This is a genomic window from Psychrobacter sp. CAL346-MNA-CIBAN-0220 (assembly GCF_040309805.1).
Lineage (GTDB): Bacteria > Pseudomonadota > Gammaproteobacteria > Pseudomonadales > Moraxellaceae > Psychrobacter.
The window spans coordinates 84978-109641 of the sequence record NZ_JBEOPF010000003.1 but is presented as its reverse complement, the minus strand read 5'-3'; the positions used below and the strand labels follow the sequence as shown (position 1 = coordinate 109641).

Here is a 24664-nt window from a genome sequence, read left to right as displayed (position 1 = left end):
TTCATACGCCGAATCAACCACAGGTAGCCATCGCCATGACCTTTGTCGTTACAGATAACTGCATCCTTTGCAAACACACCGACTGTGTCGAAGTCTGCCCGGTGGACTGCTTTTATGAAGGGCCCAACTTCTTAGTCATCGATCCTGATGAGTGCATCGACTGCGCGCTATGCGAGCCTGAATGCCCCGCCAATGCGATATTCTCAGAAGACGAAGTGCCCAAAGGGCAAGAAATATATATTGAACTGAATGAAGAGCTGGCGCAAAAATGGCCGAACATCACTGAAATGAAAGACAGCCTGCCGGAATCTGAAAAGTGGGATGGCGTTGAAGGTAAATTGCAATATCTTGAAAAGTAGCTGATTTATTAAAACGGCTTTATAGCTTAATATAATAAAAACCCACCTAACGGCATAAGCTATTAGGTGGGTTTTTTAATTTAATTTTATTGATTATTAATAAGCTATAAGCTGTGGTTTTAGCCCAATATTTTTGAATTTATACAATCTCGCCGGATAAGATACCTAGCTTACGACAATCGCTCAACTCGTAATAATCATCCCAGCCTACAGCAATCGCTCCGTTCATCATTACCACCTAACTTTTTTTGGGTAATATGCTGGATAACCGTTCCAAAATGTGCGTACTTATGACTGACAGCTTGCTGGTAGACGCAACTTGTCTATAGCTTTTTTCTTGGGCTTACCTGGTGCACATTTCCATCCAGTTATTTGGCCATTTCTATTAACTGTTGGCGTCAACGTCATACGTTTGCCTTTGTTTACTCCAGCGCTAAACTCTACGTTAATAATACCACCAGCCTTTACAGTAACCTTACGAGCATCAAAATATCTACCATCTAACACTTTTGCTTCAGCAGCAATTTGTGCTGCTGCTCCCTTATCTTTTAAGTCACTTCCTTTTGGAAGACGACCACTCTCTGCTACAAATGCAACAATATCATTTTTTAAACCAGAAGTTGCTGTAAAGCCTTCAGTCGCTTGCGCACGTGCAGTGTATTCTTGGTAGGCAGGTAAGGCGATAGCGACCAAAATGCTAATAATTACTAATACAATCATCAACTCTATTAAGGTGAAGCCAGACTGGAATTCAAGAGATCTCTTTGAATTTGATAGAATCATGGTGGCTAAGCTCATAAGTAATAAACGGTTAATGCATGCATCATGCCATGATAATTTTATAGACATAAAAAAGCCAAACATCATGTTTGACTTTTTTATTAGCAAGTAGTGTTTGGATGGTTAGCTGAAATAAAAGCCCAAGCTACGCTTGCTTACAGTGTTTGTGCAGTATCAGGAGTTGAAGTACAATCACCTGCAACCATATTTACTGGAACATCTGTAGTACAGGTCCAAGCATTTGTTGCAATAGTATAAGTATACAATACTGTCTTCGATGTAAGATCTTTGCTCACACCAGTTGATTCGAAAGTATACAGTGCTTTTGCAGCAGTACCAGTACCACTGGTAAAGTCACCGTAAGTCAAATGACCATACTTACCTGTTAAGTTCACACCTAAAGGATTGACACCGTCAGCATTTGCTACGTAACTTTTACCTTGGTCTACGTTTTCTTGTATGGCTGACTGAGTACCTCCTAGCAACACTTGTGATTCTGCAAACTGTGAGCGAGCAATATAGTTCTGATACTGAGGAATCGCAATCGCCGCTAGAATACCGATAATAGCAACAACGATCATCAGTTCGATTAAAGTAAAACCTTTCTGGATATTAGCGTTCATAAGAACTCCTTGGGGATAAGGTGATGACAAGTTTATTAATACGCCATTCAGCGTTAATAACCGTCGTCAATTATAAGTATGGTGGGTATCAGTCGAAGTTAATAAGCTAATAAGCTAATAAGTTAACTTGCTGACTCTCTTGTTATTACTGTTGCAGTTAGTGTGCCAACTTTTTAAGCTTGTTGGATTTACTATATTTTTATCCATATAAAATCAGTGACATATGCTGAACTAATGGCAACATCATTATAGTTTTGACTCTATTTTTTATTATTTATAGATATAGAAAGCAATTTTTATAGGATGAACGGTATTGTGAATTGACAGAGGAGGATGTGTTGGAGCTTTATTAATTAATTTATAGCTTTTTATAATTAATAAAGGTTGATGCAAAACAGTTAGGTTGCTATTTTATTACTAAATATTGTCACTTTATGATACTTGTCATCATTTAACATAAATACCACTGACGTTTTTTGTCAAATTACTTACAGCAACTCAGAGTTGGCATATTTAACATCAATTCCGCCATTCGTCACTCATGCCACATTGAGTAGCTCTACATTTTTGTCCCAAACTGTTTAAACTGAGATTACCATCACCGGCCATTTGTGTGCCAGGCTTTGGTGTGGCCGTTATTTTCCAGTTGGAAGTGAGTGGATTGGGGGTAATTTTTATGTCGTATAACGCCTGGTCTTTAGGATAGCCGACTGTAAAGTCTTTGATAATAGCAGCACTAATCACACTATATTTGCCTTGCGCCAGCTTACGACTTTGAATCTGCGAGGCGATATTATGCATCTCAGCCATCATATCGACACGCTTGGTCTTAATAACATACTGCTGGTAACTGGGATAAGCGATAGTAGCGAGTATACCGATGATAGTAACCGCAATCATCAGCTCCATTAGGGTAAAACCGCGCTTATTGTTTATGTTTATATTGTCAACTCTCTTCATTACCATACCTGAGTGTCTGTACCGCAGTTTTCTGATCGAATAGTAATGCTATTAGTAGTAGTCATACACCGAACGCCGGCGCTTGTGAACATAAGCTTATGAGCTTGCTTGATATAACCATTAGGGTTGGGTACTGCGAACATCTTCCACGTTCTGCCTGTGACATTATCGACAGCGCCACTTGATACCAGACTTTTGGCCGTCGCTGAGATATCTCCATCGACCAACGTTATACGATAAGTATAGTCATCGCCGCTATCTAAAGGCACGTTAATAACGGTATTATCTATCCCTGTGTCTGAACCTAGGTCTGCATAGCCATAAGTGCCACTACCATCTTGCGCAATTTTCTGCGGCATAAAGCCTTTATAGGTCAATGCGCTTGCGCGCCAGCGCTCAAGCTCTATCTGTAGTTGCAACATCTTAGCTTGGGTCTCACGCTCGGCATTGACGAGCGCATATCGGCGATAGCTGGGGAGGGCGATTGCAGCAAGGATGCCAATAATCATCACAATAATCATCAGCTCAATGAGCGTAAAGCCCTGCGTCAGTCTTATAGTACTGTGTTGAGATGTTGAGCATTTGCCGCCATGCTTTATGTTTTCATTCAATAGGGGGCTTGATATAGAGCGTTGCCTACTCATCTACTGGCTCCGCAGTTTGCTCATACCATCTAGTAGAAAACAGTCGATAGCTTAGACTTGTCACCTCTCCACCACCTGAGCCGCTACCTCCTTTTTGATTTTTCTCAAGACTGGATCCTGCACAGTTACCGCCAATACAATTGGTGTCAAGCCTTGCACCCGTTGCTGTGGTGCCTTCATCGTAGTTGATACGACCATTGACATTTACGAGCTCACTAAGCGTTTGCGTTCCTAACAGAATACGTGTCGTCGGGTTCTTTGGGTTTAAGGCGCCAAATGCCAATTCTTGGATACCTTTACCTGCCCGTACAAATCCGGCCGTTCCATTTTTTGATAACTCATCATCACAAATACCATAAGGTAGACAATACATCTGGCGCTCTGAACCTCCTACAATTTGAGCCGCACAGCCACTAACCTCATCATATTGCATTTCTGGGCTATAAGCGGTCATATAGTACACCTCACCAACGGCTAAGCCATCACCCATAGATTTAACATTTTTAATGTTATTAAAACCGTCAAATAAGTTTAGCGGATAGACCCAGCCCTGTTTGGTAGCTAGATTGGGTTTCATTTGTGCCTTTACGCTACTTTTGCTACCCATAGAGGCTTTATTATAAGGCAGCTCAGTCAGATTATTCAAAGTCAATCCTTGAGTTGTCAACGATACTGCTGCGTCTTTTACATATAACCCTTGTTTAGCGATATCACGGTCTATGATGCCAAACAACCGATCCGCTTCTTTTGGGATATCATTACGAAGCCGGGACAATGGATTACTTCTATCACCCGATGCAATATTAACTACCGCAAAAAGCACACCCGCATCTTTATGAAAACTGACTGAGGGCTGACCGTAAAAACGAAGTTGTAGCCCCTTTTTTGCTAAGTCTTTTGATTTGGTATCACTTTCACTGTCTCCACTGGTATTTAATACTCGTACCACGCGGCGCGTGAAGTTATTTATTCCAACATTACCACTCACTGCCTGTCCATTACGTAAATCTACGCGGAAAACTTGTCCACCTAAGTCAGCAAAATAAAGATGATCAATCATGCCATCATCATCACGATCTAAGGTCGTTATCTTACCGACCACACTATGCTTCATTTCAGGCACCTGGATATGCTTATTAGAGGCCCCTGATGAACGGCCTGAAATAGACCACAATACTGCACCAGTCTTCGCATCGGCGATATAAACCGCATTGCCATCTGCCATTGTTTTATTACAGTCTGCAAATACATTATTCGTGGTACCAAGTCGGAATGTAGGGTCTTCATAACATTCATCATAGCCCCCACCAAAGACAATCACGTCTTTGATATTATCTTGGCCCTTGCCCACTTGGACTTTACCCATACCTGGCTCACTCCAAGCCATCCCTAATGCTTGATAACCAGCGGTTGTATTATCAAGGCTGAATAACATTTTGGGTTTATCTAAATCACTAATATCGAGACCATATAGGCCTTTACCACCTTGACGCAGTCCACCGTAGATATATAACTCTTCGGCGATGATTTCACCTGATGACTTGGTATTGGCTTTACTAAAATCATATTTATAACTGCCTTTTGTCATCCATGGCGCATCTACGCCAAACACTGGCGCATTCGCTACTGTACTACCGAGCTGTAGCGCTGCAACTTGGTTTTGTAGAATAGTTTTTGGAATAAAGGCTAAGTTTTCTTGGCCAGTTGCCGCCGATGCAATATGCAGTGCGCCCTCCATTGAGCCAAACATCACATAGTCTTTACGACTCGCATCATCATTGGCTACCATGCCAGCATCGGCATCGATAGTACCATCCTTATCCGTGTCTTTATCTGTCGCATTGATGTTTGCGCCATAGGCCACCAGCGCTGGTCTTGAGTGTATAACGCCACCTAAGATTTTTATATCGCCTGGTGGATTGGCAATAATCTTTTCTAGCTCTTTTTGCACTCCACCTGCTAATTTATCAATACGCAAAGCATCGAGTGGAGTTGGACTAGCATCGTACCCTAAGAAACTCAGTAGATATAATCTAGTAAGTGTTGAATATGAACTGTCGAGCTTATCAAATCCAAATAACTTACCCTTTTCCACACCTATTTTGACTAATTCCTTTTTACCTGCAACGTCATTTTCCACATAGACATTACGTGTGCTGTTATCAAGTTCTTTAGGAATTTTTAGCTGAGCGTAAAACCCACCTGCTGTGATTCTATCGTTGATGTTAATGTTATTGCCGGCAGAATCTCGTGCAGTCTCATTTTTTATACTCCAAATATCTTGTGCATCTGGATTCAAATCATCAGGAAAGCCATCTCCATCACCATCGACATACAATCTTTTATTATTTTGACCATATAATGTACCTTGGCTGACATTATATTTTTTTAAATTACCCGCCCATATTGATAAATCACTGCCGACCTTTGGTTCTAGCATCGGTAAATAGGCATAGGACTTAACGCTTAAGCTACTCAAAGGATCTTGCGGAATGGTGATGGTACCTGCAGGGATACTGGGTAAATCCATCTTCAAATCTTGTATCACCGATAAGACACTACCGACGATGTCTTTGGTATCCTTGGCAAAATAAAACCCGCCTTGCCCATAGCCGCCAACATTATCATACTTGCCAGATTCCATACCTAAGTTACAGGCATTACGTGCATCAGGATTACTACGCGGAATTTGTGAACAATCATAATATTTTTTATTATACTTATATGGCTTTCCGTTAACGTCTTTGAACTTATCAATGGTGCGTTCTACTGAGGTATAGAAGTTTGGATTATCAACCGTATTAAAATCACGACCAAAGCCTACCATTGCCGTTTGTACTTGGCGCTTAGTTCTTAATTGTTTTGCAAACTCACCCATGCATTCCCATCGACTTGTTGAACTACTTCCTTCTAACAGACCACCTGAGCTAGGACAAGATAAACTTGGTGTATTCAATGCGGTGCCCATCATGTTTTTCAGAACGTCTTCCCTATCCATTGCACTTGGAAAACCATCTGTTAGCAGATAGACACCTTTAGCCCCGCACTCTTGAGTATCTGGCGCAACATACTTATTATTATTTACGATGGAGTTGACAGATGTCGATAGCATGCCGCTAAAATAATTAGACGAGTAACCACCCGCTGAACTATTGCCCAACATATAAGCTCCAGCTTCTGTAAACGCTGTTGCCATCGGTGTACCGCCTGATGGATCTAGACCCCTTAAAAATGTATAAATTTTCTCTTTCTGGTTGGTATCTAGGGGTTTTGCAGCTACTTGGATTCTCCCTTGGGTACTCCCTTGGCCTATATCGTAGCCAAAATCACCCACACCCATAATAATATCTTCGTCTACATTCTTAAAGGCAAGCAATTCTAGGATAGCTAACTTAAGCTTGGACATACGGTCATATACTTTTTCACCATCCTTTAAACAATATTCTAACCGAACGTCGTTTTTATATTCATATATTGGATTATAGGTATCTGAATAGACATCATTAGAGCTATCACTCATAATACAGACTTGTTTATTCGCACCGGTTAATTCAGGCGCTGTGTATCGTCTATAGTTCCGATAATAGTTAAGATTGGAAGGAATATCACTGTAGTTGTTGTATTGGTAAAAAGTATACGTGTAGTCGTTTTGATAGTAGCAACTATTTCTTTTGCACTCTCTCTTATAGGCTTCATATATAGTATTATATCCATATACTTCATCGTCTTGAAAGCTGACACTACCCCCCATACTTCCCGACTTATCTAGCATGAGCGTTAAAGTGGGTTTGTTCGATTTAATACTAGCTTGATAGATAGTCAAATCACCACGTTTATTATAGCGTTGATTACCAAATCCATCATCGCTTGTTCCTGCTTGGGACATTACTGGAAATGCCATTAAGGTACACATAACTAGCGTCATAACAGTAGGGCGAAACTGCCGTAATAATGGCATATTAGATTGGATAAGTTTCATAGAGACTCTCGCTATACTGTGGGTATTGATTTGACTGGGCTACTTACCTAGCAATCAGACTATTTTGGGGTGCCACTCGCCGATATATCTAGCAGCTCTTGGCATTTCGCACTTATTTGGCCACTACCTTTACCATACTTAATACATTTTTCGGTGACATTCATATTCTCTAGTTGTACCTCTCCTACAACCACTTTAGACGGCACGCCAATTTTTGTTAGACACTCATTACGCGTCTCTCCATAATAAGTACTTTCATCAGGATTACTTTCTTTGACTCCTGAGATAAAAGAAGTAGCATTTTCACTAGGTTTTTTAAGACACTCAGTAATGTCACCTGCTGAAGCACTAGACATTGCCGGTAAAAATGAGGTTGAATGTATGCGGAAACTTGGAGAGGTGCTAGTAATATCTTCTGTGGTTAATGTCTTACCTAAAGGGACATGTCCAAAAGGCGAAATAGGCACAGACACTGTATTTGGCCTTGTTACTGATACCTGGGTCATGACATTCTGTCGCGCATTTACAAAATCTTCTTCTCTTGTGACCTGACAGAAGCCTCCTGTGGCATCAGCACCTCCTACCAATCTACTTTTGTTAGAGGAGGTCAGCACAGTCGCCTCAGACATGTTAAAAAAGTAGCTTTCTCGGGGACGATAACAAAACACCACTTGATCGCCACGATTCGAGGTTGCGCCAATACTCATAAAATAACCAAAAAACCCCAGGGGCCCGAGTAGCTTGGCACTTTCATCTTTATATTTTGGCTCATTAATAATATTTTCGATATTTTTATTCGTATTATCTGAAGCCGTCAATAATAAAGTATCAATTTGGTCACTAGTTGCTAAACGTAGTGACGTCATACTATTACGTACTGCCATGGTACCCACCAAAATTATTAGCAATAAAAACAGCAAAACGACAATCAATGTTGCCCCTGTCTGAGACTGGTTAATATGATATTTTGGGTATTTATTCATAGTATCACTACCTAGTACCTAGCTGAGTCAAACCCAATCAATCAGATTTGGATTATTTGTTTTGATAGTTTGCATTTCTTAACGTAATATCAGACTCTACTACCGTTCTTATATAATTTTTACTCAAGCCCGTTCTCAACGTTAATTTATTACCCAATACATAAAATTCAGATGGGCTGTTTTCTGTCAAAACGGCATTATCTGAACGTAAAATCAAACCATATTTGATACCTACAATGACGGGTTTTACCTCTAAGCTTAAACTCAGATAATCCTTAACGGTATAGTATTGTAGGGTCTCATCACCCTTCATAGTCGTTGGTAACGCTTTATCTTTCATAGTCGTCAATAGTATGTCAAAGTAATCTATATTCGTTATAAGTTCTGCACCAGCGTCACCAAAATCTTTAATTGTATTGTTATCTTTGAACTGAACAGATATAGGTAATTTTTTTTCTGCTGTACTTTGTTCAGCATAATCGTCCATTATTTCAGTAATATATTTACCGGCATCGCAATATAGAGATAGTTCTGCTGGTTTTGCAGAATCTGGCGCTCTTAGGTAAAAACGTTCTATAATAACCTGTCCATCAATTGCCTCAAGAACGCCACCTATCTTGACTCGCCGCGGCCCTAAAACCAACTGTCCTTCACAATCATACATATTTTGTGGGGCTCGATACTGGATAGTCAGCTGCCCACTTTTCAGACCAAAATTACTAGCTCCTGTCCATTCATTTTTTCCCCCACTACTGGCCTGATCACCTGTATGAGTAAGTAATGCTACTTCTACAGGCTTGCTGCCTATAATAATATCTTTGGGTAAGTTTGTGGCATCAATGTCTTCTGGGTTTTTCAAATTATCAAGTTGCTTATTACCATCTTTATCTTTTGGAGCATTGTTAGCGCTTGTCAATATAATGCCCGCACCGGGTTGATCGTCTTTAACTTTATTGGCTAAACCTAAACTTGCGAGACGGACTTTTCTTTCAATAATTGGTACATTAAAAGTGGTATCCTCAACTAATTCAGAAGCACTGGCTTGGATACCTGCGGTCTTGGTGCTAATGATATAGACTTGTATCACTGCAGCAGATACGAGTAGTCCCAATACCATTGATATCATTAACTCTATCAGAGTAAATCCATACTGAGATTTATTATAAGCATGTTGATACAACAATTTCACTAATAAGCCTCCATTATTAAACAGCTCGATCCTAGCTTGTATGTCCCGTTATTGTTACCACAAGCATTTTTAATATCATCACCAAGAGTAGGTAAAGTATCACCCCAAGAGGTAATAATGCATTGTCTGGCGTTGATATTGGCCATCTCTGGACATGCTGTCATGTTTAGCATGATATCTTGCTCACATGCTAGATTAGCCCCTTTCCATGCAATTAATGCGGCGGCCTCTGATGGGTTACAAGAAACCGTTTTGCAACTGTTTTTGTCAAATTTACTGCCTGCTTGTTCAACCTTAGTACAATATTCAGTAATATTTTTTGTACTGTTATTTAGCTTATTTAATTCTTTAGTAAACTCCTCAGCAGCGAGACTGTTCAAACGCATGTTTTCTAATAACTGCTTTGAAATACTCATTGCTCGACTACGGTCCAAACTTTCATCCGTAGCCTTCAAAGCAGTTAACTGTAATGAACTAAAACCCAATACAGCAACTGCCAGTAATAAAACAGCGACCAGCACTTCCACTAGACCCACTCCATACTGATGCCCTAACCTTATCATGAGCATGTCCCCCCTATCTGGCTAGTAATATTAGCAAGTTTAGTGACACTAACCTGCCGAGGTGTCGCTAAAGAGCTGTCATCGCAAACAGTGTAGGTAACTATTGTATTGACGTGCTTACTAGGGTAAAAAGTGACGCTACTTTGGGCTGCCTTGATAGTACTTTTAGACTCATAGCTGTAGCTGGCAATAGTCCTTGTATCGGAGTTTTTAATATTAATGACTCTAGGGTTACTACTATTATCGTAGCTTAAACTTATAGATTGCCGACGGATGACGCTTTCAACTTTGGCTTCTTTTAGGGCATTGGTCAGCGTTACTGCCGTTAGCTTCACCCGCTGATTGGCAAGCTGGGTGCTGATATTGGGAACCGCTATGCTCACAATAATAGCAAGCACAGCGATAGTCACCATCAGCTCAATCAGGGTAAACCCTGAGTTGGTAGCTGTACGCTGGCAAGACGAGCTATTCATAAAGGCGTCCATCGCAAGATTATATTTATACTGGCTGCTTATAACGGCTACGGGTTTATTGAGGTAAAAGAAGCGTTTATACAGCCAGGTTTCTTCTACTCTCTTCTATTACCTAGCAATATTCATTCCATTATATTTATAGGTAGATAATCGACTGGTATCTGCTAATTACTGGCTTCGCAAGATAATTTTATCCTGTTGGCTTACAAGAGAGATAGAAAAAGCGTGGATAATCAATAATAGAAATAATTGGGTTGTATTTAGTATATAGAAAACAGCAATTACAGCCTAACAGGGGTCAGTTACTTACTTAGTTGTTAGGGCTGCCATGTGCGAGTGCGTAGGCGGAAAGATGATAAAGATTGGATTTAATACCGGTGTTAGGACTAGTAGAACTAGGAGCGTCACTATTATTGGACGGCACTGCGAGTACACGAGCCAACGCTTGCAGGCTTGCCCCTGTTGTCGCCACGTCATCGAATAATAGTATCCGTCTAACAGGCGGCTGTTTAATCAGTATAAAAGCATCATTTAAGTTGGTCAAACGTTCAGCACGCGTTAAGCCTTGCTGACTGACCGTGTTGTCAACACGCTGTACACCATGCCAAAGCGGGATTTGCCAATGCTTAGATAGATAGGTAGATAATATGGTCACAGGATCAAAGCCGCGCTTGATTAAACGGCTAGGCGTGGTAGGCATCGGCAGAATAACACTATTATTACTATGACAGCCTAACGGTCTTGGCAGTTGTCGCAGCACATGGATCAATAATGGCAATTTGGTCATATCTTCATGATGCTTAAAAGCACGGACAACTTGACGGATAGGATAGTCATAATAGCTTGCTGGTTGAATGGGTAACGTCGTACCAACAGCGATATCAACATAAAAAGGCGTCGGTAACCACACGATACTATTCTGACAGTGCGCACAGAGTAGACCGCTATTAAAACGGTTATTAAGCTTGCGTTGTAAGCGTGCAGTAATTGAATGATTGGCTTGTAAAGAGTTAGGGGCAGTTACTGCCTGATTGAGTGAAGATTTTAGTAAAGGCTCGCTGCGATAAACACGGCATAGCTGACAGCGTATACTGAGATACTCTGCCAGCCATAGACCACTTTGATACGGGGCTAAGCGCTGCATAGTATGCGCTATTAATTTATCCCTTATTAAAATCCTTTCCAGTCATTAAGCACGATACCAACACCAATGGCTGTGGTCTCATAGTTATAATCGATGAGAGACTCGCCATAACCTTGAAATAGCTGTACATAGCCATTAACACTCTCTGTTAACGGAAAGACGTAGTCAATTTGCGCGGCTCCTTTGTCAGTTTTGGTATTATAGCGCAAGGTACCGCTAATGCTTTTTTGATCAGGCAAGTCATACAAGAACTTGATATCACCATAACCCATAAAATCTTCAATATCTGGGTTATCATCGTCACTGCCGCCACCATCTACTCGTGCCCATACGCGCGGTACAATAGAGAACTTACCCCATTCAGCACCACCCATCAAATAAACACGGTTCCATGAGCGTGAAAGCGGCTCAGACCGGCCATTGGAATGATGTACTGCCCCTACCCCTAACATCCGCAAACGCCCACCAAAAGGTAGATTGGCGGTAACCGGTTGAGTCAAAAAGACCTCCGGCTGATAGTCAGTGGCGCGAAACGGTCTTGAATTGTCTTCGTTATATACCTGCCAGTGCGATTGCTGAGTATAGCCAAACCACAAATCAGCATTGGTATCAAAAAGATCTTCAGCAACTTTGCTCTTTAGAGACAGCTGAAATTTTAGCTCAGCTTCACGTATATTATTGGACGTAAATTTAACTTCGTCTTGTGACGGTGTACTTGGACTTAAATTAGGATCAGCGGTATAGAATAATGGCAATACGTAGTTTGGGTTATGAGGTCTTATGGTCCATGTACCACGCTCACTGTTTTGATCAAGATCGTAGGCAAGACTGAGCGGCGAGTATTTTTCGATATCACTTTGAGTGACCCCTACATTTTCTAAAACTTGCGATTCTCTTTGCGTCAGTCCAATAGTATCTAGGCTTTCGGTAGTAGCTGACTGATTAGCATCTAGACCCGTAAATATATTATTGTCATCAGCAACGATAGTGGATTTTTCTTCTACAAAGATGACTTGTGGATTACCTGAAATGGTGCTTTTAAAGGTTTTTGCTAGATCTAAAGGCTGCTTGGTGTTGGTATAACTTGGTGTTTTGCCTTGTTCTGCAACTTTATCAAAGCAGGCCAAACGCGCCGCACTAGTTTGCACCTGTGTACATTCAAAAAATAGACGGGCTTGCGCAGCAACAAAAGCCTTACTAGCTATTTTAGTACCGTCAATCGGCATATTAGGGTTGCTTAAGCGCTCATAAATAAATTGTGGCGACTCAGCATCGATCTGATCTGCATTGATCAATAATGGCTCTACAGATGGATTGCTACTTGCTGCTTGCGCTGATAGGGCAAAACAGCTGAGCGTCACACCAACGGCAATGCTTAAATAAGTCGGCGTGCCTTGGTAGGTCGCACTTTGACGCGTTGAGATAATATGAGCAAACATAGGTATCCTTTGTCTTAACTGGCAGTAACGCCAACCGGTAATCTAAGAGATTTAAAAGAGGAGAGTAAGGGTTGTCACTAGATAATTACTAGCTATCACAGAGTTAATATCATAGCGTTAATATTGTTGCTTTAGTGTAATGAAAATATTTGCATTATACTAGCGTTATCATGGTTAAATACAAGCGTAAATCATCATAAAAAGCTAGAAAAATTCATTGACTGACGCACTCACTGATAGCGTATATCATTACCATCAATCCAGCCCCCTTGATGGCGCGCTGCTGGATCATGATGCGTCCAGTGTATTAGTCCGCCCTTGTTATTATAGACGTACTCGCCGTAAAATCTCAATCGAGTACCGCGCACAACATTAGCAACCCGTGGCGCTATGTCGATATTATGGACGAGTAACACCGTATGTGTTGGGCTGATACCGTCTAATTTAACCAGTATTTTTTGATGACGGCTGCCCTCGTTGTCATCGGCTAATGCTTTAATAATCGTGCCACAACCTTTGACTTGTCGATCTGATTGCTGCGCTTTAAAAGCTGCGGTAATAGTAGTGTTTTGGCAAGCATTGTCATTATTATTGTCCTTAGCATAGTTGATAGCACTGCTATTAGTATTGCTACTGTTTTGGTTATCAGCCGTCGGAGATAAAGATTCACCTGGTTGGCAACCCGTCAATATAAGCACAGCGGCAAGTAAGAGGAGTGCTAAGTGCAGAGTAGGCCATACGGAAAGGGTTCGTTTATGTAGAACATTCATAGCGATATCCGCTCAGCAAAAAGTAAACGAGCCAGCGACTGTTGATTGGCAGCGCTGGCTCGTATTTAAAATTAAGAAGTATTGATTTTGAGTTACTTATTAAGGGCCGTCAATGTTTGCTCAAACTCTGAGCGACCCGTTTCACCAACTTGTTGACCAACCAATTGACTATCTTTGTAGTATAGCAGCGTTGGTGGACCGAATAATTTATAACGCGCCAAGATTGCTTTAGAGTCCGCAGTGGTCTCGGTAATATCTAGTCTAACCAATTGCCAGCCTTGCATTTGAGCTGGACGACTATTGAATAAGTTTTTATCCATGATCCGGCACTCAATACACCATTCAGCGGTCACATCAACGATGACTTTAGGATTGGCGGCAACGATAGCATCTAACTGTGCCAGCGTCGTGATGTTCTCATCTGTTGCATTGCTATTAGCTGCTGGCTGACCAGTTGTCGATTGAACCATCATTGGGGCTGCGCTTAATGATGCTAGGGGATGTAGACTGTCATCATTACCTAATGCGGCACCAATAATCAAACAAGCCGCCCAAATACCAGCTACCAAACCAAGCGCTTGGGTCAGCATCCGACCTTTACCCAGCCAGCTCCACGCCCATGTCGCAACGACCATAAACCATAATGCCCATACTAGCAGCATCACTGGTGATACGAACACGCGCTCAATGAGTAATAGCGAGACTGCAAATAGTAATAGCGCAAAGCCCTGTTTGACCCAGTTCATCCACTCGCCAGCTTTTGGCATAATCTTGCCTTGGGTGGCCCCAATTAAAATGAGCGGCGCCGATAAACCAAAACCTAGCATAAATAAGGCGGCGAAACCGAGCAGCGGACTACCGATGGTTGAGACCGCAAGCAATGCCCCAAATAACGGCGCTGACACACAAGGTGACACCACTAGCGCGGATAAAAAGCCAGCTGCTAAACTGCCACCGGCACTCCCCAGTTTACTATCGCCCGCTTGGCTTAGCCCCTGCATCTTATTGGTAATGAAGCGTGGTAAGCGAATACTAAATACACCAAGCATATAGAGCGCTAGCAATACAAAAATCACCGCAAAGCTAATTAAGATGATCGGATTTTGTAGCCATCCAATTATACCTAAAGACTCACCAAATACCGCAATCACTGCGCCCAAGATGCCGTAAGCAATAGAGACCCCTATCGCATAGCTGGTCGTTAGAATAACACCTTTTTTGACGGTTGGATTTTCTTGACGGGCAACAATATTAGCAACAATAGGGAGCATCGGTAGTACGCACGGCGTTAGCGCCAAGCCCAGACCGGCTAGAAATAACAAGCCTAATGCCAACCAAGGATGAGAGGCCAAGCCAAATGGGTCGCTTTCTACTAAGTTATTAGCAACAACACTGGCACTGGCACTGTTAGTAGCGGCGGCGCCTACTACCTCTCCATCTGCCCCAGAAATCGTATTGCTAGCAGTGCTTTCGTCTAAAGAGCCATCATCTATTAAGGCATAATCAATAACCTCGTCATCTATCAGCGCCTCACCTGCTTCAGACGTAAGGCGATTAGCGCCAGTTAAATTGGCAGTTGCTGATGCCGTCGTAGCACTTGCCGCTAACTTGGTATTATTGAGGTTTTCTTGGGCATTATTCGCAAGATTATTTTCAGTTGCAGAGTTTCTGGCAGCAGTACTGGTACTACTTACCGTAGCCTGTTGCGGTGCCGCAGCGATATTGACAGTGGTTTTAATCTTTTCAGGTGGATAGCATAGCCCTGCTTTGGCACAACCTTGCCAACCAATAACAACTGCTGCATTGTGCACACTTTTACCGTTATTACTGGTCAGCGTCGTGGTCGCCACCATATTGACTTGATCAAACACCGGTACTTTACCAAATGTTGGATCATCAATTAGGTTTGGAGACTGATTAAAAGTAAAGGGTGCAGCGGTCACGCCAGCAGGTAACGTCAGTTTAAGTTGGTTTTTATAAACATAGTGCTCGGGAGTAATATCAAAATTAATCGATAAGCGCGTGCCGGCAGTAACAGGTTTGCTGCTACTAGTGACTTGAAAAGCTTTGTCCACTGGCAAAAACTTCGACTGCGTGGCGCTTTGATCATTACTAAATAGATCGCCCAATCCTGCCGCTTGCGCCGTCATTGACGTCGCTGTCAGTCCGGTAAGCAATGTGCTACCAGCAATAGCAAATGCCAATAGATAAGATTTTTTTGCAGGACTGTTTGCGGTTAACGATGGCGTTTTTAGCGATGGGATGCTTTCTGGTGTCTTAATGGACATGAAGGGCTACCTATTTATTACTACTTTATTACTACTATTCGAAATCGACCTACTCAATACCTATTTGCGTGGCACAGCAATGTTAACCGTGGTTTTGATCTTCTCTGGTGGATAGCATAGCCCAGCCTTGGCACAGCCTTGCCAGCCAATAATAACCGGTGCATTCTTCGCCCCTTTACCATTATTAGTCGTCAAAATCGTGGTTGCTACTATGCTTTTTTGCGTAAATACGGGTACCTGACCAAAAGTGGGATCATTAATTGAGACCGGCGACTGACTAAAAGTAAATGGGGTTGCGCTCACGCCTTTAGGAAAACTTAAAGTGAGCTGATCTTTATAAACGTAATGACCTGGCGTGATATCAAAAGCGATCGATAAACGCGTGCCCTTAGCCGTCGCTTTAGTACTGCTGCTAACTTGAAAAGCTTCATCAACGGGCAAGAATTTAGATTGCGCCGAATTATTGTTACCAAACAGATCGCCTAGACCGGCAGCCTGAGCAGTCATAGAGGTCATTGATAACCCTGTCATCAACGAGGTAGTTGCGATGACAAACGCCAGTGCATAAGACTTTTTAGAGGCGCGTTTTATTATTGCGACTGATTTTGATGTTGGTACTTTGATTGACATGAATAACTACCTTTGATTGCTAATATTTAAACCCAAACCTTACTATTGCTAATATCGTCACTACCCATTATCAATGATAGTGCAAGCTTATCTGAGGGCGGCGTTAACTCTGTATCTTTATGATATCTATTATTTATCATTCAACTGCTATTTATATACTGGGCGCTCATAAAAAATATCAACCAATAACGCCTTATTGATTGATAGTTAGTGACTGCACAGGGGTGGCCCAACTAACTAGCTATTGGACATAAATCATTCAATCCTTGATCCTTTATCAGCCCAACTATCATCACTGTCTTTAGTCATAAAATGCCGCTAGTAATAACGCTACAACTGGGCATAAATATCGGTATCCAAATCTTCACCGCCTTGTTGGCCATCAGCACCCAAAGAAAACAAATCATAAGGGCGACTTTCACTACCAGGGGCAACATACTGCATCTCATTCTCCCAACCATCAGTTGGATAGCCGCCTTTAATATAACCGCCTTCAGGATAGTTTTTGGCATCAGCTGGCGGCGTGGTAAGTGCATCTAATCCTTGCGTAGTAGTTGGGTAGCGTGAGTTATCAAGCTTATACATATCTAATGCATTTGATACCGTAGCTAAAGCGGTTTCCGTAGTTTTAACCCGAGCTTTATCGCTTTGTCCGACTACTTTTGGTACTACCAAACCTGCAAGAATAGCCAAAATAACAATGACAACCATAATCTCAATCAGCGTGAATCCTGACTGACTTTTAGAAGCAGTCATCGACGTTGAGCGTTGGTTAGGATGTAGACAAGGCTGATGATTGGGATAAGTGGTCGTAGTTATCACATTTTTTTGAGCTTGATCGGTCATGGTCATAGCGTATTCATCACTGTTAGGTACTAGCATTTATAAGCTCTATATTTTCATAAGGATTAGAACATAAATACTGAAAAGATTATCACTATAGACCATGGTTTTACATTTATCTACTGTGCTACGCCGATTGCCACGATGTGTTAGCTATCTACTCTATATCACCTAATTGTTATCATAATACGGCCGAATAGAACGTGATTGAGCGCTATAGTCTAATAGTAAAGCACTACCCCAGTGTTGTTTCTTTATTACCGATTGTTTGTTACCACCATTAGTGATATAAATTTAAGCGCTAACGTCGCTCAAATGTGAGCCAGACAAGACCTCAAACCCAAATGATTACAGGAGCTACTATAGCTTAACGGCTCATTTGGTAATAGCGAAATTAGTATTTGGTCAACAATATACAACAGTAAGTAAAACTTAAGAAACCTAGAGAAAAGTTAAGCAGAATGGATGTAATAAAAATCGTTCACAGGGGGCGTTTGAAAAAAGAAAAAATTAAAGTTGATAGAAAAAAGCTTATGATAAAAAATTAATAATAAAAAACAATATCCGTCCTTTTAAAGAATACATTAACCTGCCAAATCATTCATGTTGACAATCGGTAGCATCACTGCCATCACGATAATCATTACCACCACACCCATTAATACCAGCATTAAGGGTTCTAGCAAAGACAACAAGGTACTGATAAAGTTGGTCGCCTCTGCCTCTTGCATGTTGGCCGCGCGACTGAGCATGTTTTCAAGCTCACCGGAGTTTTCACCACTTTTGATCATTTGCACCATCATCGGTGGAAAATAGGATGATTTTTCTAGCTGACTGGAGAGACTAGCGCCTTCGGTTACTCGATCAGCAGCATGAATAATGGTTTTTTTAATATGTAAATTAGTAGTGACTGCCGCGCCAATGTGTAGTGCCTCAGTCAGCGGCACACCTGAGCGTACCACTATCGCAAGAGTACTGGCAAAGCGGGCGGCATTAAGACCTTTAGACAGACGCGCTAAGATTGGTAATTTAAGCACGATACTATCAATTGTCAGCTTACCCGCCTGCGTTTGCGCGAAGCGGTAAAATAAAAACGCCGCACCAGCTAGTACTAGTAGCATCAGCCACCACCACTGAGTAATCGTATTTGACAAGGCCAGTACAACTTGGGTAATCAGCGGTAGTGCCTGATCTGACTGCTCAAATACCTTAACAATCTTAGGCACCACAAAGCTCATCAGTCCCATAATAACTGACAACGCCATAACCATTAGCACAATAGGATAGACCATCGCCCCTTGGATTTTTTTTTGTAACGCAAAACGGTTTTCGGTGTAGTCTGCCAGCTGATTGAGGATTAGGTCAAGATGTCCAGATTTTTCACCGGCAGCAATGGTCGCGATATATAACGGCGGAAAGCTGGCTACTTGTTGTAATGCCCGGGCAAAACTCAGACCTTCTAATACTTGCGAGCGCACGGCGAGCATTAAAGACTTGATATGAATTTTTGGCGATTGTTTTGCTACTGCAGCCAGGGTTTCCTCAAGTGGAATACCAGCGGCGAGCAGTACAGACAGCTGACGGGTTAATAATGCCAGCTCATAGGCGGAGGGTTTTTTATAGCGGCTGCGTTGCCGACCTTGTTGGTCATTGACCGCATTTACCTCTACTGGTGTCCAGTGCTTATCTCGTAGTTGCTGGCGCACTTGTCGCGCAGAATCTCCTTCAAGCAGGCCTTTTTGGATACCGCCTTGGTCATCAAGTGCTTTGTAGTGATAAGCGGGCATAGCAGCGAATGTCCTAGGGCGGTCAACCAAAATAGAAATATATAAACGTATAATGGAACAAATATAGAACGGGCACAAGGAAGACAAGCGTTGATTATACGCCTGATACATTAAGCGCGTCTGACACCGTAACAAGCTCGTAGTTGGTTTATTATATACGCTTAAAACAGCGGGGTAGAATCACTACTATCGGGCATCAGCCCTTGTAATAATAAAGCGTCTAAATGCTGCTGCTGTAGTTTTTTATCGAAGTCATTGACCTCAGCGATCAGCATTTTTTCGATACGCTTATCAGAGGCATAAACACTAAGACGCGCACAAATAACGGCCAGTTGATAGATACGTTTTTTGCAATAGCCATCTAACCCTTGCAGCAGTCTCACCATATACGGGGTCTCTAAACTGGCATAATCATAACCCTCAACTACGTCCTCACCAAGCGCAGTAACGCCGTAGCTGATAGACAAATGCGCGCAGAAGTAACAGCTGAATAAGTAACCGACCACATGCCCGATATAATAACCGCGATCATAGGTGAAGCTATTAACCCCAAAATGACCAAGCACGTAACTATTGAGACTGGCCTGATCTTGCACAGGTTTTGGCTGTTTCAGCTTACCGATAGTGGCAAAGTGTAGTGGATTATGTCCGTCTTGGGCCGTCAGCTGCCAGCCTACGGGCTGCTGGGCAGGCATATGATGCACAATATCAGCGATGATATCATCGACCACATGCAGCTGTTGCCACAAGCGATCTAGAGAGTCGGTATCAATTAACCCACGCTTATCCAGCTGCTGTGCCAATAAGTGCTGTTGATATTCTGCAAACTGCGGTTTTAGAGTTTGTACCAAATACGTCGGCCGTGTGCTAGCTGTTGCCATATATAACAATCGCGTACGCTCATGCTGCGCCTGATAAAGTGCCACACGCTGGCTTGCGATGCTAGATTCGCTGATATCAGTAATTAAGCTTTGATTAGAGGATTCCTCAACAGCAAGGTTGCTAGTAGATAGCCTTTCAGTAGAGGGCAAAATAAATAGTGCCAATAGCTCTGATTTGTCAGGCATTACCGCTGGGCTATTTTTTTGCTTACTGTCTTGATGCTGCTGATTTTCAGTAAAATTACCATCATCTACGGTAGACGTAGGCAATCCTTGTTTATTACTCAGATTTTTGATTGATTTAGAGATCGGTTGGGTCATAACATACCATCACCAGCAAAAAATAAACGTCGTCTACAGCACATGACAGTATGATAAACACAGACTATAGCGCCCAGACGACTCACTGTTCTATAGTACCTGAACCCAAGTAAATTGTCAGCTTTACTAGTGCTCAAGCCATCTATCAAAAAAACAGTCTAAAAAAAATAACGCCAATCTACACACATGAACTAAAACTAAATAAATTATTTTAAACACATATATTAACTGGTTTTAATCAAGCTTTTTTGATGCTGCTGACGGTATGTTTTCGGTGATACGCCATAGACCCGTTTAAACGCTTGGCTAAAGGTGGAGTCTGATGCATAACCAACCCGCTCACTGATACGACTGATGCTTTTCTGTTGCAAACGCAAATAACGAGCGGCTAAGCGTAAACGGTAGTCAACCAAATAGGCCAAGGGCGGTATACCAACGATGTCTTTGAAGCGCTGTGCAAAGCTTGAACGCGACATCCCAGCCACCTCAGCAAGCTTATGAATTGTCCAGTTTTTGTTTGGGCCATCATGCATCACCGCCAGCGCTTTTGCCAAATAAGGGTCTTTCATAGCTCGTAACCAGCTGTCTGTCGCCTCCGGTAGGTTCTCGACATAGGTACGCAGACACTCAATCATCACGATACTTGCCCAAAGATTGATCACCGCTGTTTTACCCATACGCGGGTATTCGGACTCCAGCGCCAACAGCTTAATACCCACTTCAAGTACTTCAAAACGGCTTTTGGGCTGATCTTGGTGTTCAGGAAATATTGACGGTAGCGCCGATAGTAGTGGTCGAATCATCTCTTTATCATACTGGCACTCAAGGAGTATCAAACATGAATTTGACGTACCATTATCACTACCGTCATTGAGCGCCACCCTATGGTTTTCACAGTTGATCAGCGTATCATCAAGCGGCTTAGCATTATCACCATTATGATCTAACGCATAACAAATGTGCTGATTGGCGTTTGGAATCATAATCATATCGCCGGTATAAGCTTTTCGTAATTTGTCACCCACCATGATACAAAAGCTACCCGATGCGACTAAGTAAAATAAAATAGTATCTTTTCTGTTTATTGAGTACGACCAATTGCCCGAGCCTTGTAGACAATAATACTTTGTTTCACATAGATGCACATTTTCTAATAACATGCTCAAGGCATCCATTACTTTCTTCCTTAACGACTAATGGCTGGTTAGCCAAGCATGGCAAAGTAAGCCACTGGAGAGATACTATTAAAAATATACATATCCTAATCTTAAATTGAATAAAAAAATGAGCTTTTTATCCTTATAAGCATCTATATCCTTGACTATATTAGTGGTATTTATTCAGCTTAATTTAGTACTTATTAAGTAGAAAATAGAATTAACCATTAAAATCGTTTAAAAAAAACTAACAAATTATTTATAAATACTTAATTATGTTTAGTCTACCCTAAAAATCTTTATATATATACGGACAAGTGAATTTATACTAGTTTGAGTAGTAAGTAAGTTTCGATAAAATAGAGGCATAAAAAGAAAGTGGGTAATAAAATAAAATCAATAAAAAGGCTAGAAATTGGCAGAGCATCCAGCAGTTAGAAGTAGTAATAAAAGAGAGAACGTTAAAAAATAAGCAGGAAAGTAACCGACAGGACAAAATAGTAACGCTTAACTATTGGCGCCTAGAACAAAGAACAGACATAAAAGCACCTATGCAAAGCTACGATTAAAACCAAGCAGACGTAATGGTACAGACGCAAAAAATTGCCAAAAGAGGCAAGCGTTATATTTTATATTTGGATGGTTATATATTTAGATGATTAACAGAGATGAAGTAAAGATATTGCAGAATAAAAATTGGGGCGACTGATGGGACTCGAACCCACGACAACCGAGATCACAACCCGGGGCTCTACCAACTGAGCTACAACCGCCATAACTATTGCCAATAATGGGCAAAATTTGCAGGCTAAATGGTGCGCCTGGCAGGATTCGAACCTGCGGCCACCTCCTTAGAAGGGAGATGCTCTATCCAGCTGAGCTACAGGCGCTCTTAAGGGCTTTTTACATATTGTGTCAAATTCATAAGTTCATGAACTAAACCATTATACATAAAAAAAAGCCTGTAAGGCTCTTAAAATAGATGGTCGGAGTGATAGGATTCGAACCTACGACCCTCTGGTCCCAAACCAGATGCGCTACCAAACTGCGCCACACTCCGATGTTCTCTATATTGATAGCTTGGTTATTAATTAGTGATTTGCGTTGCCGCTACCCTTATTAATTATCTTCGCTACCGAGGTGCATATACTAAGGGGTAAAGCCGATTGTGTCAACACCTATTTTCAACTAATCTTAATAATTTGCCTATTTTTAGCTAAATCTACCGTTTTTTACTGATTTTTATGTTTATACCATAGCGATCTCCGTATTTCATCATCAATTTAAAAGAAAACGACTCGTAGATTGGATAAGGTTTACCTGTATCTCACTATTACTGATTATCTGGTTATTAGCGAGTTGTTTCTGTTTCATTGGTGGTATCGAGAGGCGGTAAGCCATTTATGGTACCTGTCAGCACATTGAACGGCATCAACCACAACTCAGTGGGGCTTGAGTTATCAGAGTCAGAGTGCTGTCTTAGGGCCACAGGTTGCCGCCTAGTATCCGCCACCGGATATACCAACCAAACCTCCCCTGCCCGATACGCTTGCGCATAACTTGCCAGCTGATAAGCATCACTGGCGCTGATAGCACTCGATTGCTCCAAATGCTTCCATTTAATATCAATAACGTGGCTTACATGGTTATAGATACTACGAGTAGTATTAGCAGTAGCCTGATCATCAGTAGCTTTATAAATCAATAAGTCAGGACGGATAGACAAACACGCTTGCCCTTCTGAATCTCGAAGCCATACCTGTTGCGACTGATATAATGGCTGATAACTATTAGCACGCTGGTTGAACATCGCAGCAATTTTCCGACTTGCCCACTTTTCAAAGGCTTGATTCATATTAATCAATAAACACAAACGCAGCTGAGGTATGCGACGGTCTGATAAGCTTTTCTGGCTAAGACTACTCCCCGCATTAACGCTCGATTGTTGTAACAGCCAATAAGCCAAGTCGAGTAATTGCTGCGCTGATTGTAGTTGCTGGGGCATTAACGGTTGAGCGTTTAACTGACGCTTTGCTTGGACATATAGCGACTCTAAGGTACGCATTTCATACCGACTAAACGCTATAATCTGTCGCCACGATGCTAGGGTTAGCGCTGCAGCTGATGGGACCGTTTGCATCCTAGAAGCTTGGCTATCGCCTGTCAGTGGTTCAAGCAATAGCAGCGCGCTTTTGATCAGCCTATTACACAGCATATTTTGGCTAAGCACGCTGGCTTCACACATAAATTTGTGCGGCTGATGTTGATTACGCCGTAGCTGCTCTTTAATGAGCAGTTTACCCTGTAGCGTCGATTGATTATGAATATACGACTGATAATGTTTGCTAGGATGATAAGCGGACAATAGCTGTAAGAATTGCGCCACTAGCCATTCTGATAGTGGCGGCATCTGCTGAGATAATGGTGCAAGGTGATGACTGAGCTGGCCGAAGTTTTTGCTATTCGGCAATTTGCTATCGCGGTCGTTGATTAAATCAGTGAGCATACGCTGCACCCATTGACGCGTTTGTAGTACTTCTTTAGGTTGCGATGCGCTATTTTTTTGTGCACCTGCAATCGCTTTGGGTAATATCTCAAGTGTCATGCCACTTGGCAGAATAATAATGCCAATATAATGTCCGACTTTAAGCTGCCATTGACCACGCTGGCGTTTAACGCTGAATACTGCGAACTCTTGGGTTAGTAACCACGTAAAGTCAGATGTCTGCGTAAAATCATGCACCGTCAAGCGCTGATGCTCAAAGACGGTGATGATTGAAATTTCAGACGCCCTCATTTTTGTATTATTGACCTTGTTATTGAGCTTAGGGTCAGCGCCTAAATTTTTTAT

20 protein-coding genes and 3 tRNA genes are annotated in these 24664 nt (G+C 41.9%); 1 reads left to right on the top strand and 22 read right to left on the bottom strand.

Going from position 1 to position 24664, the window contains the following annotated elements:
- Positions 1 to 35 precede the first annotated feature (35 nt).
- The gene (gene fdxA, locus AAEY88_RS08160) at positions 36 to 359 is read left to right on the top strand and encodes a ferredoxin FdxA (protein ID WP_350561270.1); all 324 of its coding nucleotides are present in this window, start codon (positions 36 to 38) and stop codon (positions 357 to 359) included.
- A 288-nt stretch (positions 360 to 647) separates the two neighbouring features.
- Here fdxA and AAEY88_RS08155 read toward each other — a convergent pair whose 3' ends face one another.
- The 22 genes from AAEY88_RS08155 to AAEY88_RS08050 all read right to left on the bottom strand — a co-directional run bounded on the left by AAEY88_RS08155 (position 648) and on the right by AAEY88_RS08050 (position 24610).
- Positions 648 to 1226, bottom strand: coding sequence for a pilin (locus AAEY88_RS08155; RefSeq protein ID WP_350561268.1), 579 nt, complete (start codon positions 1224 to 1226; stop codon positions 648 to 650).
- A 68-nt stretch (positions 1227 to 1294) separates the two neighbouring features.
- On the bottom strand, positions 1295 to 1762 hold the full coding sequence (locus tag AAEY88_RS08150; protein WP_350561266.1) for a prepilin-type N-terminal cleavage/methylation domain-containing protein: 468 nt from the start codon (positions 1760 to 1762) through the stop codon (positions 1295 to 1297).
- Positions 1763 to 2281: 519 nt separating this feature from the next.
- A complete protein-coding gene (locus AAEY88_RS08145; RefSeq protein ID WP_350561264.1) occupies positions 2282 to 2722 on the bottom strand; it encodes a type IV pilin protein in 441 nt (146 codons plus the stop codon).
- Positions 2722 to 3366 (bottom strand): prepilin-type N-terminal cleavage/methylation domain-containing protein, encoded by a 645-nt coding sequence (locus AAEY88_RS08140; RefSeq protein ID WP_350561262.1) that lies wholly within the window; start codon positions 3364 to 3366, stop codon positions 2722 to 2724. Before AAEY88_RS08140 ends, AAEY88_RS08145 begins: the two co-directional genes overlap by 1 nt.
- Positions 3359 to 7345 (bottom strand): hypothetical protein, encoded by a 3987-nt coding sequence (locus tag AAEY88_RS08135; protein WP_350561260.1) that lies wholly within the window; start codon positions 7343 to 7345, stop codon positions 3359 to 3361. The genes AAEY88_RS08140 and AAEY88_RS08135 overlap by 8 nt, the downstream gene beginning before the upstream one ends.
- A gap of 59 nt (positions 7346 to 7404) precedes the next feature.
- Positions 7405 to 8328 carry a PilX N-terminal domain-containing pilus assembly protein gene (locus tag AAEY88_RS08130; protein WP_350561259.1) on the bottom strand — a complete coding sequence of 308 codons (924 nt, stop codon included), beginning with the start codon at positions 8326 to 8328 and terminating at the stop codon, positions 7405 to 7407.
- Between the two features lie 52 nt (positions 8329 to 8380).
- Entirely contained in the window at positions 8381 to 9517 is a 1137-nt protein-coding gene (locus AAEY88_RS08125) for a prepilin-type N-terminal cleavage/methylation domain-containing protein (RefSeq protein WP_350561257.1), read from the bottom strand.
- Entirely contained in the window at positions 9517 to 10080 is a 564-nt protein-coding gene (gene pilV / locus AAEY88_RS08120; RefSeq protein WP_350561255.1) for a type IV pilus modification protein PilV, read from the bottom strand. Before pilV ends, AAEY88_RS08125 begins: the two co-directional genes overlap by 1 nt.
- Positions 10077 to 10553: a prepilin-type N-terminal cleavage/methylation domain-containing protein gene (locus AAEY88_RS08115; RefSeq protein ID WP_350561253.1), complete on the bottom strand. Its 477-nt coding sequence runs from the start codon at positions 10551 to 10553 to the stop codon at positions 10077 to 10079. Before AAEY88_RS08115 ends, pilV begins: the two co-directional genes overlap by 4 nt.
- A 310-nt stretch (positions 10554 to 10863) precedes the next feature.
- Positions 10864 to 11697 carry a ComF family protein gene (locus tag AAEY88_RS08110; protein ID WP_350561251.1) on the bottom strand — a complete coding sequence of 278 codons (834 nt, stop codon included), beginning with the start codon at positions 11695 to 11697 and terminating at the stop codon, positions 10864 to 10866.
- A 26-nt stretch (positions 11698 to 11723) separates the two neighbouring features.
- Complete coding sequence (locus AAEY88_RS08105) at positions 11724 to 13136, bottom strand: phospholipase A (protein WP_350561249.1); 1413 nt, start codon at positions 13134 to 13136, stop codon at positions 11724 to 11726.
- A gap of 230 nt (positions 13137 to 13366) precedes the next feature.
- Positions 13367 to 13906, bottom strand: a complete 540-nt coding sequence (locus AAEY88_RS08100; RefSeq protein ID WP_350561248.1) for a DUF3465 domain-containing protein — start codon at positions 13904 to 13906, stop codon at positions 13367 to 13369.
- 92 nt (positions 13907 to 13998) lie between these two features.
- Entirely contained in the window at positions 13999 to 16194 is a 2196-nt protein-coding gene (locus AAEY88_RS08095) for a protein-disulfide reductase DsbD domain-containing protein (protein ID WP_350561246.1), read from the bottom strand.
- Between the two features lie 60 nt (positions 16195 to 16254).
- A complete protein-coding gene (locus tag AAEY88_RS08090) occupies positions 16255 to 16824 on the bottom strand; it encodes a protein-disulfide reductase DsbD domain-containing protein (protein WP_350561244.1) in 570 nt (189 codons plus the stop codon).
- Positions 16825 to 17154: 330 nt separating this feature from the next.
- Positions 17155 to 17580 carry a type II secretion system major pseudopilin GspG gene (gene gspG, locus AAEY88_RS08085; RefSeq protein ID WP_350561573.1) on the bottom strand — a complete coding sequence of 142 codons (426 nt, stop codon included), beginning with the start codon at positions 17578 to 17580 and terminating at the stop codon, positions 17155 to 17157.
- Between the two features lie 671 nt (positions 17581 to 18251).
- Positions 18252 to 19454 (bottom strand): type II secretion system inner membrane protein GspF, encoded by a 1203-nt coding sequence (gene gspF, locus AAEY88_RS08080; RefSeq protein WP_350561242.1) that lies wholly within the window; start codon positions 19452 to 19454, stop codon positions 18252 to 18254.
- A 161-nt stretch (positions 19455 to 19615) separates the two neighbouring features.
- Positions 19616 to 20656 carry a hypothetical protein gene (locus tag AAEY88_RS08075; RefSeq protein WP_350561240.1) on the bottom strand — a complete coding sequence of 347 codons (1041 nt, stop codon included), beginning with the start codon at positions 20654 to 20656 and terminating at the stop codon, positions 19616 to 19618.
- Positions 20657 to 20880: 224 nt separating this feature from the next.
- A complete protein-coding gene (locus AAEY88_RS08070) occupies positions 20881 to 21831 on the bottom strand; it encodes an AraC family transcriptional regulator (protein ID WP_350561238.1) in 951 nt (316 codons plus the stop codon).
- 679 nt (positions 21832 to 22510) lie between these two features.
- Positions 22511 to 22586 (bottom strand) — tRNA-His (locus tag AAEY88_RS08065).
- Between the two features lie 40 nt (positions 22587 to 22626).
- A tRNA-Arg gene (locus AAEY88_RS08060) sits at positions 22627 to 22703 on the bottom strand.
- Between the two features lie 93 nt (positions 22704 to 22796).
- A tRNA-Pro gene (locus AAEY88_RS08055) sits at positions 22797 to 22873 on the bottom strand.
- Positions 22874 to 23164: 291 nt separating this feature from the next.
- On the bottom strand, positions 23165 to 24610 hold the full coding sequence (locus AAEY88_RS08050) for a 5-methylcytosine restriction system specificity protein McrC (RefSeq protein WP_350561236.1): 1446 nt from the start codon (positions 24608 to 24610) through the stop codon (positions 23165 to 23167).
- Between the last annotated feature and the right edge of the window lie 54 nt (positions 24611 to 24664).

Bases quoted from the DNA above. Each gene is read 5' to 3' on its own strand.
- AAEY88_RS08110 (WP_350561251.1), bottom strand. From the start codon at position 11,697: ATGCAGCGCTTAGCCCCGTATCAAAGTGGTCTATGGCTGGCAGAGTAT.
- AAEY88_RS08105 (WP_350561249.1), bottom strand. From the start codon at position 13,136: ATGTTTGCTCATATTATCTCAACGCGTCAAAGTGCGACCTACCAAGGC.
- AAEY88_RS08150 (WP_350561266.1), bottom strand. From the start codon at position 1,762: ATGAACGCTAATATCCAGAAAGGTTTTACTTTAATCGAACTGATGATC.
- AAEY88_RS08130 (WP_350561259.1), bottom strand. From the start codon at position 8,328: ATGAATAAATACCCAAAATATCATATTAACCAGTCTCAGACAGGGGCA.
- AAEY88_RS08135 (WP_350561260.1), bottom strand. From the start codon at position 7,345: ATGAAACTTATCCAATCTAATATGCCATTATTACGGCAGTTTCGCCCT.
- fdxA (WP_350561270.1), top strand. From the start codon at position 36: ATGACCTTTGTCGTTACAGATAACTGCATCCTTTGCAAACACACCGAC.
- AAEY88_RS08140 (WP_350561262.1), bottom strand. From the start codon at position 3,366: ATGAGTAGGCAACGCTCTATATCAAGCCCCCTATTGAATGAAAACATA.
- AAEY88_RS08145 (WP_350561264.1), bottom strand. From the start codon at position 2,722: ATGAAGAGAGTTGACAATATAAACATAAACAATAAGCGCGGTTTTACC.
- AAEY88_RS08090 (WP_350561244.1), bottom strand. From the start codon at position 16,824: ATGTCAATCAAAGTACCAACATCAAAATCAGTCGCAATAATAAAACGC.
- AAEY88_RS08155 (WP_350561268.1), bottom strand. From the start codon at position 1,226: ATGATGTTTGGCTTTTTTATGTCTATAAAATTATCATGGCATGATGCA.
- AAEY88_RS08070 (WP_350561238.1), bottom strand. From the start codon at position 21,831: ATGGATGCCTTGAGCATGTTATTAGAAAATGTGCATCTATGTGAAACA.
- AAEY88_RS08095 (WP_350561246.1), bottom strand. From the start codon at position 16,194: ATGTCCATTAAGACACCAGAAAGCATCCCATCGCTAAAAACGCCATCG.
- AAEY88_RS08050 (WP_350561236.1), bottom strand. From the start codon at position 24,610: ATGAGGGCGTCTGAAATTTCAATCATCACCGTCTTTGAGCATCAGCGC.
- gspG (WP_350561573.1), bottom strand. From the start codon at position 17,580: ATGACTGCTTCTAAAAGTCAGTCAGGATTCACGCTGATTGAGATTATG.
- AAEY88_RS08115 (WP_350561253.1), bottom strand. From the start codon at position 10,553: ATGAATAGCTCGTCTTGCCAGCGTACAGCTACCAACTCAGGGTTTACC.
- gspF (WP_350561242.1), bottom strand. From the start codon at position 19,454: ATGCCCGCTTATCACTACAAAGCACTTGATGACCAAGGCGGTATCCAA.
- pilV (WP_350561255.1), bottom strand. From the start codon at position 10,080: ATGATAAGGTTAGGGCATCAGTATGGAGTGGGTCTAGTGGAAGTGCTG.
- AAEY88_RS08100 (WP_350561248.1), bottom strand. From the start codon at position 13,906: ATGAATGTTCTACATAAACGAACCCTTTCCGTATGGCCTACTCTGCAC.
- AAEY88_RS08075 (WP_350561240.1), bottom strand. From the start codon at position 20,656: ATGACCCAACCGATCTCTAAATCAATCAAAAATCTGAGTAATAAACAA.